We start from the raw sequence: 14,060 nt of genomic DNA on the forward strand, positions 1-14,060 counted from the left end.
CTTGAGTGAACGAAGGGAGAATGGGCCTTTTTTAGTAATATCAGAGCAAAATAACCTCTAGCTACTGCATTTTCATATGCTTCTCCAATCTATGAAGTTGTTCTTCAATTCTATCAACCTTTTGCTTAATTTGCTTTGTCATTTCTACATGTTCCATCATCATTTGTTGCATCTGTTGCATTTGTTCCATGTTCATATCAGGCATGTTCATTTCAGAACGACCCATATAGTAATAAGGATAAGAATAGGGAATTGTATAATATGGATTCAAAGTGGTTCACTCCTTTATCATAGTTAGCAACATTGTATGCTGACCATTGGGGCATGTGTTGTTTCAAATATAAATGTTATTGTTCTGCAACGGGCAAAATTATTAAAGAACATGGGTGAATAATAATCAAACGTTATTTTCAATTACTATATTGCACAAGAATAATTTATTGACATATATACATTAGGGGGGTATAGTATATATAATTGAAAAGGAAGTGATATACATGGGGGAATTTCTTCATGATCACCCGATTACCCCTCGGACAAAAGATGAAAAACAGGCGGTTATCAATCGTTTGAAGCGAATAGAAGGCCAGGTTCGCGGTATTCAAAAAATGGTGGAAGAAGATCGGTATTGTCCGGATATTCTGGTACAAATTAATGCTATAAATGCAGCCTTAAACAAAGTAGGGTTTTCAGTGGCTGAGCGACATGCCAAACATTGCGTCAGTCATGCCATCAAATCTGGTGAAGGAGATCCTGCTATTGATGAACTATTGGACGTTATTAAGCAATTTTCCAAATAGGGAGGGGGATGTATCATGAATGAACAAAAGCACATGACAGTCGGTGTTACCGGAATGACTTGTGCTGCCTGCTCCAATAGGGTTGAAAAGGTACTAAATAAAATGGATGGCGTTGACGCACAGGTCAACCTAACAACTGAGAAGGCCAATATTAATTATGATCCAGAAACGACCACTGTTGATGATGTTACAAGTAAGATCGAAAAACTCGGTTACGGGGTAGAAGAGGAAAAAGCAGAGTTTGATGTGATGGGAATGACTTGCGCTGCTTGCTCGTCACGCATTGAAAAAGTGCTGAACAAACAGCCGGGGGTCAAACAGGCAACGGTTAATCTTACTACGGAAAATGCAACGGTTGAATATAATCCCGGTTTGATGAATGTGGAGGATATTATCGGCCGCATTCAAAAAACAGGCTATGATGCCCAGATAAAAGCAGATGAACAAGAGAGGCAATCAAGAAAGGAAAAGCAGGTTGAGCGAATGAAATGGAAATTAGTCATTTCTGCTGTGCTTTCAGTTCCCTTATTGCTTACCATGCTCGACCATTTATTTGGTATACAAATGCCAGCCATTATGATGAACCCATGGTTCCAATTTGCCCTGGCAACACCAGTTCAATTTATTATTGGCTGGCAATTCTATGATGGTGCCTATAAAAACTTACGTAGCGGTGGCGCTAATATGGATGTTCTGGTAGCGCTCGGAACCAGTGCTGCTTATTTCTACAGTTTGTATGAGGCGATAAAAACCATTGGAAATCCAGGATATGATCCACATCTATATTTTGAAACAAGTGCCATTTTAATTACCCTCATTTTATTTGGTAAATATTTGGAGGCAAGTGCCAAAGGTAAAACAACCATGGCTATTTCCAAATTGCTCAATTTACAAGCAAAACAGGCACGTGTTATCCGTAATGGTGAGGAAACAATGATCCCAATTGAAGATGTAACAGTTGGGGATCGCTTGGTAGTGAAACCGGGTGAAAAAATTCCGGTGGATGGTATTGTTGCCAAAGGCCGGACAGCTATCGACGAATCAATGCTAACAGGTGAATCAATTCCGATTGAAAAAGATGAAGAAGCGAATGTGATTGGTTCAACGATGAATAAAAATGGAACCATCGAAATGGAAGCGACCAAAGTTGGCAAAGATACAGCACTTGCATCCATTGTAAAGGCGGTAGAAGATGCACAAGGATCGAAAGCGCCAATTCAACGGTTGGCTGACGTCATTTCCGGATATTTTGTTCCGATTGTCGTCGGGATTGCGGTGCTAACATTTATTATTTGGATTACGCTTGTTCAGCCGGGCAGTTTTGAGCCATCCCTTGTTGCCGCGATTGCTGTTTTAGTCATCGCATGCCCATGTGCGTTAGGCTTAGCAACCCCAACTTCCATTATGGTAGGAACGGGAAAAGCAGCTGAAAATGGTATTCTATTTAAAGGTGGCGAACATTTAGAGCGTACCCACCAATTAAATGCAATTATTCTTGATAAAACGGGAACAGTCACAAAGGGAAAGCCGGAAGTAACGAATTTCACTGGTGATCAGGAAACATTACAATTACTAGCAAGTGCCGAAAAAGGATCGGAACATCCATTGGCCGAGGCCATTGTGGCCTATGCCACAGAACAGGATGTGAAGCCTGTGGACGTTGACGATTTCGAGGCGATACCCGGTCATGGTATTAGAGCCGTTATTTATGGTCAACATGTACTTGTTGGTACGCGGAAATTAATGACTGAAAATAATATTGATATCAATGATGCTGAACAAGAATTAGTGGACTTTGAAATCAATGGAAAAACAGCCATGTTAATTGCAATTAACAACGAATATCGGGGTGTTGTTGCCGTTGCGGATACAGTCAAAGAAACAGCATCTCAAGCAATCAGTCAGTTGAAAGAACAAGGGTTAGAAGTCATTATGTTAACGGGGGATAATGAACGTACCGCACAGGCAATTGCCAAACAGGTTGGGATTGACCATGTAATTGCGCAAGTTCTACCGGAAGAAAAGGCAGATGAGGTAAAAGAGGTACAAAACCAAGATAAAAAAGTTGCAATGGTCGGAGACGGTGTTAATGATGCACCTGCACTGGCAGTGGCGGATATTGGTATTGCAATTGGTACTGGTACAGAGGTTGCTATTGAGGCAGCTGATATCACGATCCTTGGTGGCGAATTATTGCTTATACCAAAAGCTATTAAAACAAGCCGCGCCACAATTAAGAATATACGGCAAAATTTATTCTGGGCATTTGCTTATAATAGTGCCGGAATCCCGATTGCAGCACTTGGACTATTAGCTCCTTGGATTGCGGGGGCAGCTATGGCCTTTAGTTCAGTGAGTGTTGTAACAAACTCCCTTCGTTTAAAAAGGGTGAAGATATAAATACTGCGGAAAAAGGTGCGGTCAAACACAATAATTTTCATAATTACACTTAAATGAACCTTATCTGGAACCCTTTGAAGGGGGGTGAAATCGTATGAAAACCATGACGCTCGATGTGAAAGGTATGTCATGCGGTCATTGCAAGTCATCTGTTGAAGGTGCTCTAAAAGGCCTTGAAGGCGTAACAAACGCTGAGGTAAATTTAGATACCGGAAAAGTAGATGTGACGTATGATGATGCAAAGGTTAAAGTTGCCGACATGCGTGAAGCAGTGGAAGATCAAGGCTACGATGTTGTAGCATAAAACGTATATATGGGCTAGTCCTATTAGGATTCAGCCCTTTTCCATATTGAAATAAGCCCTTACTTAAAAAGTGAGGGCTTATTTCAATAATATTTTATTTAACTTCCGACAATTCGTCTTCCGTCACCCATTTATGATTTTTAACTTCTTCTCCAGTATCTGTATCTTCATAACTTACCATATAGACAGTGGTATCTTCTGCCGAATCAATCTTAGCTGTGGCTCCTTCCATGCCCTCCATGTGATCTGCTTCAAGCACAACTTCGTCTCCTTGTTCATACGGTTGGCCTTCTTCATTTTCAATTTCTTCATGAACAACCCATTTGTGATTTTCTACTTTTTCTCCACCATCTGTTGGTTCATAAGTGACAACATAAGCAGTTGTATCATAGGCACCCTCAATGGTTCCAATTGCGCCCTTCATTCCTTCCATATGATCGGCTGTAATTTCAGCTTCACTATCAACTGGGTATTTCGGATCTTCTGCCTTTGCTAAGTCATCCGGTACTTCACCTGAACTTGAAGGATCCATATCTGAGTGGTCAGATTCCTCGTCCATCTCGCTATTTTCGGATGAGTTATCTTCTTTATTAGTATTACTGTCAGATTCCGTATCATCATTTCCACCACAAGCTGCCAACACAACAGACATGAATAAAACAATGACCCCCATCATTAATTTTCTACTCATAACTTTCCCTCCTTAACATGATTAAATGCTAACACTTATTCTATACCCCCCTTATGTATATATGTAAACCAAAATATTCAAAGGGATTAAGGTGGACCCCAGTGTCAAGACACATATTTTATAAAAATAAGGTGAAAGTGAATCTTCCTTGTCATCCTTTCCATCTTAAAAAGGGCTTCTTTCCTATGTCAGGTTCTGTCAAGGGGCGTATTTTCCCTTGACGGGTTCTGACATGGGAAAGATAATGAGCAGAAGATGGAAAGGATTAAAGCCTACTGAAAATAAACGGATCCAGGTGTTTGATAGTTTAATGACTGATGAGGACGCTCATGGTTATAGAGTTCCATATACGCCCGTATATTGTTGCGTGCTTCTCTTGGCGTGTTATAGTCTTTTAAATAAACCTCTTCATATTTGAGACTGCGCCAAAAACGTTCAATTCTAATGTTGTCCAGGGCACGTCCTTTGGAGTCCATACTGATGCTTATGGATGGATGTTCCTGCAACAGGCTGATATAGCTGGAACTAGTGAAATGGCTGCCCTGGTCACTATTGAAAATTTCAGGTATTCCGCCAACTGTGAAGGCGCGCTGGACAGCTTTCAGAACAAAGTCCATTGCTAGTGTCTGATCCAATTCCCAACTGATAATGCATCGGGAGTACCAATCGATGACAGCGGTTAAATACATCCAGTTTCGATGCAGGCGAATATAGGTAATATCAATACTCCAAACCTGATTGGGATGATCAATCACCAAACCTTTCAACAGGTAGGGGTAAACCCGGTGCTGCAGATTACGCTTGCTTAAATTGGGTCCCGGATAAACAGCCTGAATGCCCATTTCACGCATATGGCGCTGAACTCTTTTGCGGTTAATGGTTACCCCCTTTGCATGAAGTGTTTCTGTTATTTTGCGCGACCCAAAGTATGGGAACTTGGTATAGATTTCGTCAATTCGATGTTTAATGTCCACCTCCTCCTGTGATGGCTGAACGGGTTTATAATAAAGACTGGAACGGTTAACGCCCAGCAGTTCGGCCTGTTGCGAAACAGGGAGATCTGAATCTGTCCAATCCACCATCGCCATGCGTTCCTGTCTAGTCGTTGTAGATGCCAGATTTTTTTTTGAGCCACGACAGCTGCGTGGTTAATTTCCCGACTTCAGAATAAAGACTTTCCAATTGTTTTTCATAGTCGACTTTCATTTTTTCCAGATCTTTGTTCTGTTTTTCAAAGACCTGAGGCATCTCCTGAAGAAACTGTGTCTTCCATTTATGAAGCTGGTTTACGTGAATCTCGTTTTCTGAAGCAATCTGGCTCATTGATTTTTCTTCCTTCAAGATTTCTAGCACGATTTGTGATTTGAACTGAGGTGTATAACTTTTGCGTTTCATAAACCTACCTTAACATCTCCTTTTTTCGTGTCTAGAATCTTGGGTCCATTATAGATTGATTGTTTTATTTTTAATATGTTCGCTTAATCGTTGAATTGGGGGGCGTCAACAAGTTTGTGTAAATGACCCTATCCCTTTTGAATTTCGTTAGCCAGTGTTTTTATCGTTTAAACTTTCTCCTCCAGCGATTCAAACATTTGCAGTAATTCAGGCTTTGCCTTTCCAAAGCCCTTGTGGCACCGCATACCGAACTTATGATTATAGTCTAAAAACTGGGTCACCAGGAAACGTTCCAGGGCATCTTCGTTGGGAAACTGTTCTTTGCGTTTAACGTAGCGTTTGATTTCCTTGTTAAATCCTTCGATGAGGTTTGTTGTATAGATGCTGGGTCGGATGGATGCCGGAAAATCATAGAACGTTAATAGACGATCCTGTTTCATCACCGCATTGACAGCGCGTGGATACGTTTTATGCCATTTGTTTTGAAATTGGTCCAGGACATTCAGCGCCTCCTGGCGGCTTTCAGCCTCATAAACAGCCTTGAAGTCATCCAGAATGGCGGCGCGATCTTTCACACGCACTTTGTTAGCGATATTGCGGGAAACATGAACGCAGCACACCTGATGTTTGGCTTTCGGGTAGACGCGATGCAGCGCATCTGTCATGCCATTCAAACCATCCGAAATAAACAGAAGAACGTGTTCAACGCCACGTTCAGATAAACGCTGGACCAGCTCTTCCCACACCTCGGCGGATTCCGTTGGGGCAATGGTAAAGTCCAGCACTTCTTTGCCGCCATCCTCCGCAATGCCAATAGCGATATAGACCGATTCTTTTTCCACGCTTTGGCGCCGGATCGGGATTTGTGTGGCATCCAGATAAATGCAGACATAGCGCTTTTCCAATTGGCGTTCATGGAAAGCCTGGACGTCTTCTGACACGAGACGAGTCAGGTTGGATACAGTTTGTTTGGAATAGTGCTGACCGTACATTTTTTCGATCAAATCGGCGATTTCATCCGTTGTGATGCCTTTTTCGTACAAATGGATGATAAATTGTTCCAATGTGTCGTTGGAACGCTTATAAGGCGCCAGAGTTTGTTGCTGAAAGGCACCGTTGCGGTCTCTTGGAATATGCAGCTCAAGGCTGCCGTATTCCGTTTTGAACGTCCGGCCGTAAAATCCATTACGGGAATTACCAGAGTTAACGCCAGCCTGCTCATAAGGTTCATAGGCCAGAAAAGCCGTTAGTTCATGTTTTAAAAGCTGATTGATCGCCGTTTCCAGATGGCAGCGAAAAACTTCTTCAATATCTTGTTTTTGGGCTAGTGCTTCAAGCAAATCTGTAGTAAGATGGCTCATAGGGAAGACCTCCTGTGGGTGTTTTGTAGCTAATTCTATTCTACAGGAAAGGGTCTTCCTTTTTCTATGACCATCTTTCATCACAGTCGTTTACACAAAATATTGTACGCTCTCTTGAATTGCTTATCTATAGATTTACTTTTATATTTATATTTCTAATACTTGCTTTTATATACGGGAATGTTTAAAATAAGGAATACAAAATACGATGGAGGGGTATGGTATATAAATGGAATATCTTATCCTTAAAAAGGATATTTATTCAAAAATTTTTAAAGGAGTTTGATATGTATGACAGACCATAATGTACATGAACAAGGTGAACATGACCATGCTGGACATATGAATGGCGGACATGGGGCGGCACATAATCATGCTAACCATAGTTCGCACGGAGACCATGATCATGGCGGTGGACACAGTGGTCATGAACATCATGATCATGGTGACATGGTAAAGGATTTTAAAAAGAGGTTTTATATTTCGCTTATCGTCACCATTCCAATTCTTATTTTATCGCCGATGATCCAAGGTTTCATTGGAGTGGATTGGCAATTTCCATATGATCAGTATATTTTATTTGTGCTTGCTACATTTATTTTTTTCTACGGTGGCTGGCCATTTATTACTGGAGCAGTTAGTGAGTTAAAAGATAAAAATCCCGGTATGATGACCCTTATTGGGCTAGCTATCTTAGTTGCATATGTGTATAGTTCGTTAACCGTTTTTGGTTTAGAAGGAAGCGACTTTTTCTGGGAACTGGCAACATTAATTGACATTATGCTTCTAGGACACTGGATTGAAATGCGCTCGGTTATGGGGGCATCCAATGCACTGGAGGAACTGGTTAAGCTTATGCCCAGTGAAGCCCACAAATTAGATGAACATGGTAATGTACAGGATGTAAAGGTATCCGAGTTGAAAAGTGAAGACCGTGTTCTTGTCAAGCCAGGTGAAAAAATACCTGTCGATGGAATCATTATGGACGGAAATTCAGCTATTGATGAATCCATGCTTACTGGAGAATCCGTGCCCGTAGAAAAGGAAAATGGAGATGAAGTGATTGGTGGTTCGATTAATAAGGAAGGGTCGCTAACCCTAAAAGTTGATAAAATAGGGGAAGATTCCTATTTATCTCAAGTAATCACATTGGTTCAAGAAGCGCAGGAATCAAGATCTCGAACACAGGACATTACAAATAAAGCAGCAAAATGGCTGTTCTACGTTGCTCTTGCTTCTGGGTTTATTACGTTGTTTATTTGGCTCGCACTTGGGTATGCCTTTGATGTGGCCTTAGAACGAATGGTGACGGTTATGGTTATTACCTGTCCTCATGCGCTTGGTTTAGCCGCACCACTGGTCGTAGCTGTTTCTACCTCTCTTTCTGCTAAGCACGGATTACTTATCCGAAATCGCTCCAATTTTGAAGGGGCAAGGAATTTAGATGCAGTTGTTTTTGATAAAACAGGAACCCTGACAGAAGGAGAGTTCGGCATAACCAATATTGTTCCAAATCAAGGATATGAAGAACAAGAAGTTCTTAACTGGGCGGCTAGTTTAGAACAACATTCAGAACACCCAATTGCAACTGGTATTGTAAAATCAGCTAGAGACGAAGGGATATCGCTCAAGGAAATAGCCGATTTCGAGTCCATTACTGGAAAAGGAATCCAGGGGAGTATTGATAATAAAAAAGTTAATGTGGTAAGCCCTGGATATGTTAATGAAAACGGTCTGTCATATGATCAGAAACAATTTGACAAAATGTCAGAACAAGGAAAAACAGTTGTGTTTGTTTTGTTAGATGATGCAATAGCTGGCATGATTGCCCTGGCAGATATCGTAAGGGAGACAGCGAAAGAAGCCATTGCCACGTTAAAGAAAAATGGCGTCCATTCCATTATGCTCACCGGTGACAACATGAAAGTTGCCAACTGGGTTGCCAAACAATTGGATATTGACGAGGTTTACGCAGAAGTATTACCCGATCAAAAATCAGATCAAGTGAAGAAAATCATGAAAGATAAGGAATGGAAAGTCGCCATGACCGGCGATGGGATCAATGATGCCCCTGCACTGGCAACTGCCGATTTAGGGATTGCTATTGGGGCTGGTACTGATGTAGCCATGGAAACAGCCGATGTGGTTCTTGTCAAAAGTAACCCGAAAGATGTTGTTTCTTTAATTGACTTATCGAAAAAAACCTACCGAAAAATGGTTCAGAATCTGTGGTGGGCAGCCGGGTACAATATCTTGGCTATTCCACTTGCAGCAGGTGTTTTAGCTCCAATTGGTATCGTATTAAGCCCGGCAGTTGGTGCTGTATTAATGAGTCTGAGTACTATTATTGTAGCTATTAATGCCAAGCTTCTAAAAGCATAAATTAACTATTCGAACGATGGCGATACCGTATAATCCGATGTGGATAAACAAGGGGAATGGAAAAATACGATTAAAAATGATAGCAATTCTTGAGGTCCATGTAGAAGATTCGTCAGGCAATGTTATTTTAGATGAAATGAAGCAGACGGAAGCCAATGGGTTTATTGATCTATGGCTTCCGCGTGACGATATATTTAATGTAACAATTACACAAGATGGTAAAGAAAAATCATCTGAGATTTCCACATTTGAGGAAGACAAAACATGCATTACGATTATGCAGTTAGGTTAAGTTTGCAATTGTATTTAACGTTACTAAAAATAAACATTTTAACTATTTAAACAAAGTACAAAGTGCTACATAGCCAAGTTCGTAGTGTGCCGACTAATTAACAAATCATTATTTTTCTATCACCATCTATATGACTAATGCTTTGCTGTAGAAGACTGATTAGTAAACAGAAATTATTTTGGGGGAGTTAGGACAATGAAAAGGAAAATATTATTATTAAGTTTTATTTCTTTAATGACTATATTTATTTTATCAGCCTGTGCAACGAATGATGAACCAGCACCCGAAGAAGATTCTGATTCCATGGGAGAAGCTATGGATCATGATATGGAAGGTCATATGGATCATGATGAAGAGCCAAACTTAACCGATTCAACAGGAGAAAATGAATTAGAAATACCCGCCGCGCTTGGAAGTGAGAGTGATAAGGAAGATGAAGTTGCATACACGGTTCGGGCCCAAAAAGGAGAAACTGAAATATTCGATGGTACTAAAACGAAAACACTCGGATATAATGGGGACTTTTTAGGACCGGTGCTTCGCTTTAATAAAGGGGATAAGGTGAAAATCAAAACGATAAATGATCTGGATGAGGAGACAACTTTTCATTGGCACGGGCTGGAGGTACCAGGGGAAGCAGACGGCGGCCCACATGAATCTCTAAAACCGGGAGAAGAAAAAGTAATCGAATTTGAAGTGACACAGGAGGCGTCAACACTGTGGTTTCACCCCCATCCGGATGGAGAAACGGCTGAGCAGGTATACAATGGACTTGCTGGATTAATATATATTGAAGATAACAATTCAGAGGATCTCGGATTGCCGGATAAGTATGGCGAAAATGATATCCCCTTGATTTTTCAGGATAAAACATTCGATGATGAGAAGCAATTAAACTACAGTGCTGCAATGAATGAGGATGGAACCGTTGGCGATACGTCCTTGATTAATGGAACGTTAAACCCCAAGTTGACGGTAAATCAAGAAAAGGTTCGTCTGCGTTTATTAAATGGCTCTAATGCGAGGAATTACACATTTAAATTGAATACTGGGGATTCCTTTGAGCAAATCGCAACGGACGGGGGAATGTTAAATGAACCGGAAAAATTAAATGAAATTACATTAACACCATCAGAACGGGCTGAAATCGTTATCGATTTTTCACAGCTTGACGCGGAAGATGAATTGGCGTTAATAAACGACGAGGATGGATCTACCCTTTTACCATTTGAGGTTTCGGATCAAAAGGGAGAGGATAGCGACCTTCCGGACAAGATGAATGACTTTTCCATTACAGATGAAGAAAAGAATTTGCCCGTAGCAAAGAAGGTGGAACTCTATGGAATGATGGATAAAGTAACGATAAATGGGAAGAAGTTTGATCCGGACAGAATTGATTTCACCCAGGAACAAGGGGATACCGAAGTATGGGAAATTTATAATAAGCCTGATGAAATGGGAGGGATGGTCCATCCATTTCATATTCACGGGGCTCAATATAAAGTCCTTTCCAGAGATGGAGAAGAACCACCGAAAAATGAGCAGGGCTGGAAAGATACTATTTCCGTAGAGCCGGATGAGACAGTAAAAGTAGCTGTGCAATTTAAGGAGAAGGGTGTTTATATGTTCCATTGCCATAACCTCGAACATGAAGATAACGGTATGATGGGACAGGTTAAAGTGGAATAGGGTTCAGAATCAAAGGGCAAGGGGGGATAGAACCCCTTTGTTGTTATTTTATGTTCCCCGGTTTAAATACAGAGGAAGTTAACAAGGATAGAATCGTCCTGAATCAGTTGGGAAACCATTAAAAAGGAATGACCAATACAGGAAGAAATTTATATGAATCACCACCCTTAGGGTAATGGAATAAGGTTTTTTGGAAAGGGATAGAAAATGAAGTCCAATCGAAACGAAGTCATCCAGAAAAGATACAATCGCATTTCCCATGTTTACAATTTGATGGATCGAATGATTAGAGACAAATGGCGGAAACAGCTCCTTTATGATCTACACGGTGAAATCTTGGAGGTTGGTATCGGCACCGGTTCCAACCTTCCGTACTATCCCGATCATATCCAGCTTACAGGAATCGATTTCAGTAAGGGGATGTTAAGCCACGCCCGTAAGCAAGCGAGGCAGATATCATTTCCTTTGAAATTGCTGGAAATGGATGCACAAGAGATGTTTTTCGAAAACAACACATTTGATTTTATTGTAGCAACCTGCGTGTATTGTTCTGTACCTGATCCTATTCAAGGGATGAAAGAGATGCGGCGAGTGTGTAAGCCGGGTGGTAAAATTCTCCTTCTGGAACACATGCGGAGTGATAATCCGATTCTTGGCAAAGCAATGGACGTAATAAATCCAATTGTGGTCGGTACGTATGGTGCCAATATTAACAGGAGAACGATACAAAATATTGAACGGGCCGGTTTAAAGGTCGAGAATGAAGTGCATTTATTTGGTTCAGTCATGCGACGTCTTTCCCTTAGCCCTAATAAATAGGGACTGCTGAACAAACAAAAAATCCAATACATACAAGGAATTTGATCGTATTATGTCGAATATAGGTGCAAGGACTTTTATAAGAATTCGTTCAAAACCCTTGCACCTGGAGGCAGTTAAACATGTATAAAATGACCGAAAATCAGCTTGTTTTGCCAGAAGATTTTTTCCTGCCATTTGGCGGCAAATTGAATAAAGAAAACCGTTGGGTCGTTCTGGCCAATCTTATTCCCTGGTGGCAGTTTGAAGAAGCCTATGCCAATACGATGAAACGCTCATCTCGTGGCCAGCAAGCATTCAGCGTTCGTATGGCACTTGGGGCGCTGTACATTCAACAGCGTAAAGGCCTAAGTGACCGGGATACGGTTGAAGAGATCACAGAAAACCCGTATCTTCAATACTTCATTGGCTTGCCCGAATTTCAGGAGGAGGCACCATTCAATCCTTCGATGATGACACACTTTCGTAAGCGGCTTGATGCAGACATGATCAATCAACTGAATGAAGCAATCGTTATGGAAGAACTGGCTGGGCAAAGCCGGGAAGATGATGACGACCAGGATGACGATTCAGATGATAACGATGCCCCACCGTCGGAAAATACGTCTTCAGAAAGTGCTGATACACAATCCGATGATCAGCCAGCTAATCAAGGGAAATTGCTTTTGGATGCAACCTGTACGCCTGCAGATATTGCCTATCCAACGGACCTGGGCCTGTTAAATGAAGCACGCGAAAAGCTGGAACATATCATCGATGTGCTGCATGCACCGCATCGGGGAAAGAAGAAAAAGCCCCGCACCTATCGCCAGAAGGCCCGAAAAGCTTATTTGTCCGTTGCCAAACAGCGTAAACCAAAAGCTAAGAAAATGCGCAAAGCCATTGGCAAACAACTGGGATTCGTTGAACGTGATTTGAAGATTGTCTCCAGCCTCAAGGAAGAAAGCAGTTTATCGTTATTGACAAGACAGGAGTACAAGCAACTTCTTGTCATCAGTGAATTGTGCCGCCAGCAGCGTGACATGTATGATAAACGTTCAAAACGTATCGATGATCGGATCGTCAGTATTTCACAGCCTCACGTGCGCCCGATTGTGCGCGGCAAGGCCAAGGCCGGCACAGAATTTGGCGCTAAGGTATCCGTCAGCTTGGTAAATGGTTATGCGTTGATGGAAAACCTTGACTGGGACAACTACAACGAGGGTACGACACTTCAGGAGTCGGCTGAAAGGTATAAAAGCCGGTTTGGTCATTATCCGGAAGCCATACTTGCCGATCAGATCTACCGAAACCGCGAGAACCGTCAATACTGTAAAGAAAAAGGGATCCGTCTCAGCGGCCCCGCTCTCGGACGTCCATCGAAAGAGAAGGCCCAAATACAAAAACAGCTGGCCAAACAGGATGCCGCGGAACGAAACGAAATCGAAGGCAAATTTGGAGAAGGCAAGCGCCACTATGGGATGGGGCTTATTTTCGCACGCCTTCAACAAACAAGTGAAACGGTCATTTCCATACAACTGCTGGTAATGAACCTGGAGCGCAGACTCCGCCTTCTTTTTTATTATTTTTTCCAACGCTTTTTTGGGATTTCTGTAGAACTAAAATGGGCTGTTTGAAAATCGTTCAGCAGTCCCTAAATAGTGTTCTTACTGTCTCTTCGCTTAGGATGAAGGGATAATAGTAAATATACCCCCAAAAATAGGTCAAGAAGGGACAGGTATACCATATTCCAGAACATGCAACTTAGTATAACGGATTAGATAAAGATTTTTCGCTAGTTAATAGTTAAGGAAAGGAATGATTACTGATGATGAATGGTCACGGAGGAATGATGGATGGGTTTAATGGAATGATGGGAGGTTTCGGGATTTTTGGGTATATTATTAACCTAATTGTAATTGGGGCTGTCGTATATATTGCTGTAAAG

12 protein-coding genes are annotated in these 14,060 nt (G+C 41.5%); 8 read left to right on the forward strand and 4 right to left on the reverse strand.

Going from position 1 to position 14,060, the window contains the following annotated elements; genetic code table 11:
- Positions 1-61 precede the first annotated feature (61 nt).
- Positions 62-271: a hypothetical protein gene (locus tag ACFQ4A_RS14000; RefSeq protein WP_382401688.1), complete on the reverse strand. Its 210-nt coding sequence runs from the start codon at positions 269-271 to the stop codon at positions 62-64.
- Between the two features lie 226 nt (positions 272-497).
- Between ACFQ4A_RS14000 and ACFQ4A_RS14005 the strand changes: the two genes are divergently transcribed.
- From ACFQ4A_RS14005 to copZ, 3 genes are all read left to right on the forward strand, one after another.
- Positions 498-800, forward strand: coding sequence for a metal-sensing transcriptional repressor (locus tag ACFQ4A_RS14005; protein ID WP_382401690.1), 303 nt, complete (start codon positions 498-500; stop codon positions 798-800).
- Between the two features lie 15 nt (positions 801-815).
- Complete coding sequence (locus ACFQ4A_RS14010; RefSeq protein ID WP_382401692.1) at positions 816-3,200, forward strand: heavy metal translocating P-type ATPase; 2,385 nt, start codon at positions 816-818, stop codon at positions 3,198-3,200.
- 94 nt (positions 3,201-3,294) lie between these two features.
- Positions 3,295-3,504: a copper chaperone CopZ gene (copZ, locus tag ACFQ4A_RS14015; RefSeq protein WP_382401694.1), complete on the forward strand. Its 210-nt coding sequence runs from the start codon at positions 3,295-3,297 to the stop codon at positions 3,502-3,504.
- Positions 3,505-3,598: 94 nt separating this feature from the next.
- On the opposite strand, the gene ACFQ4A_RS14020 is transcribed toward copZ, so the two are convergent.
- The 3 genes from ACFQ4A_RS14020 to ACFQ4A_RS14030 all read right to left on the reverse strand — a co-directional run bounded on the left by ACFQ4A_RS14020 (position 3,599) and on the right by ACFQ4A_RS14030 (position 6,951).
- Positions 3,599-4,195, reverse strand: coding sequence for a DUF1541 domain-containing protein (locus ACFQ4A_RS14020; RefSeq protein WP_382401696.1), 597 nt, complete (start codon positions 4,193-4,195; stop codon positions 3,599-3,601).
- Positions 4,196-4,467: 272 nt separating this feature from the next.
- Positions 4,468-5,590 (reverse strand): IS3 family transposase gene (locus ACFQ4A_RS14025; RefSeq protein ID WP_382401698.1). Its coding sequence is split into 2 segments (ribosomal slippage): positions 4,468-5,323 and positions 5,322-5,590, totalling 1,125 coding nucleotides; the frame shifts between segments, so codons are not numbered across the junction.
- A gap of 167 nt (positions 5,591-5,757) precedes the next feature.
- The gene (locus ACFQ4A_RS14030) at positions 5,758-6,951 is read right to left on the reverse strand and encodes an IS256 family transposase (RefSeq protein ID WP_382401700.1); all 1,194 of its coding nucleotides are present in this window, start codon (positions 6,949-6,951) and stop codon (positions 5,758-5,760) included.
- Between the two features lie 291 nt (positions 6,952-7,242).
- Between ACFQ4A_RS14030 and ACFQ4A_RS14035 the strand changes: the two genes are divergently transcribed.
- From ACFQ4A_RS14035 to ACFQ4A_RS14055, 5 genes are all read left to right on the forward strand, one after another.
- Positions 7,243-9,333: a heavy metal translocating P-type ATPase gene (locus ACFQ4A_RS14035; protein ID WP_382401702.1), complete on the forward strand. Its 2,091-nt coding sequence runs from the start codon at positions 7,243-7,245 to the stop codon at positions 9,331-9,333.
- Positions 9,334-9,409: 76 nt separating this feature from the next.
- Positions 9,410-9,625, forward strand: coding sequence for a CueP family metal-binding protein (locus ACFQ4A_RS14040; protein WP_382401704.1), 216 nt, complete (start codon positions 9,410-9,412; stop codon positions 9,623-9,625).
- A gap of 195 nt (positions 9,626-9,820) precedes the next feature.
- Positions 9,821-11,314 (forward strand): multicopper oxidase family protein, encoded by a 1,494-nt coding sequence (locus ACFQ4A_RS14045; RefSeq protein WP_382401706.1) that lies wholly within the window; start codon positions 9,821-9,823, stop codon positions 11,312-11,314.
- Positions 11,315-11,521: 207 nt separating this feature from the next.
- The gene (locus ACFQ4A_RS14050; protein WP_382401708.1) at positions 11,522-12,133 is read left to right on the forward strand and encodes a class I SAM-dependent methyltransferase; all 612 of its coding nucleotides are present in this window, start codon (positions 11,522-11,524) and stop codon (positions 12,131-12,133) included.
- 122 nt (positions 12,134-12,255) lie between these two features.
- On the forward strand, positions 12,256-13,749 hold the full coding sequence (locus tag ACFQ4A_RS14055) for an IS5 family transposase (protein WP_382401710.1): 1,494 nt from the start codon (positions 12,256-12,258) through the stop codon (positions 13,747-13,749).
- Positions 13,750-14,060 lie beyond the last annotated feature (311 nt).

It is taken from the genome of Lentibacillus salinarum (genome assembly GCF_042679865.1).
Classification (GTDB): Bacteria; Bacillota; Bacilli; order Bacillales; family Amphibacillaceae; genus Lentibacillus; species Lentibacillus salinarum.

Bases quoted from the DNA above. Each gene is read 5' to 3' on its own strand.
- ACFQ4A_RS14005 (WP_382401690.1), top strand. From the start codon at position 498: ATGGGGGAATTTCTTCATGATCACCCGATTACCCCTCGGACAAAAGAT.
- ACFQ4A_RS14010 (WP_382401692.1), top strand. From the start codon at position 816: ATGAATGAACAAAAGCACATGACAGTCGGTGTTACCGGAATGACTTGT.
- copZ (WP_382401694.1), top strand. From the start codon at position 3,295: ATGAAAACCATGACGCTCGATGTGAAAGGTATGTCATGCGGTCATTGC.
- ACFQ4A_RS14020 (WP_382401696.1), bottom strand. From the start codon at position 4,195: ATGAGTAGAAAATTAATGATGGGGGTCATTGTTTTATTCATGTCTGTT.
- ACFQ4A_RS14030 (WP_382401700.1), bottom strand. From the start codon at position 6,951: ATGAGCCATCTTACTACAGATTTGCTTGAAGCACTAGCCCAAAAACAA.
- ACFQ4A_RS14035 (WP_382401702.1), top strand. From the start codon at position 7,243: ATGACAGACCATAATGTACATGAACAAGGTGAACATGACCATGCTGGA.
- ACFQ4A_RS14040 (WP_382401704.1), top strand. From the start codon at position 9,410: ATGATAGCAATTCTTGAGGTCCATGTAGAAGATTCGTCAGGCAATGTT.
- ACFQ4A_RS14045 (WP_382401706.1), top strand. From the start codon at position 9,821: ATGAAAAGGAAAATATTATTATTAAGTTTTATTTCTTTAATGACTATA.
- ACFQ4A_RS14050 (WP_382401708.1), top strand. From the start codon at position 11,522: ATGAAGTCCAATCGAAACGAAGTCATCCAGAAAAGATACAATCGCATT.
- ACFQ4A_RS14055 (WP_382401710.1), top strand. From the start codon at position 12,256: ATGTATAAAATGACCGAAAATCAGCTTGTTTTGCCAGAAGATTTTTTC.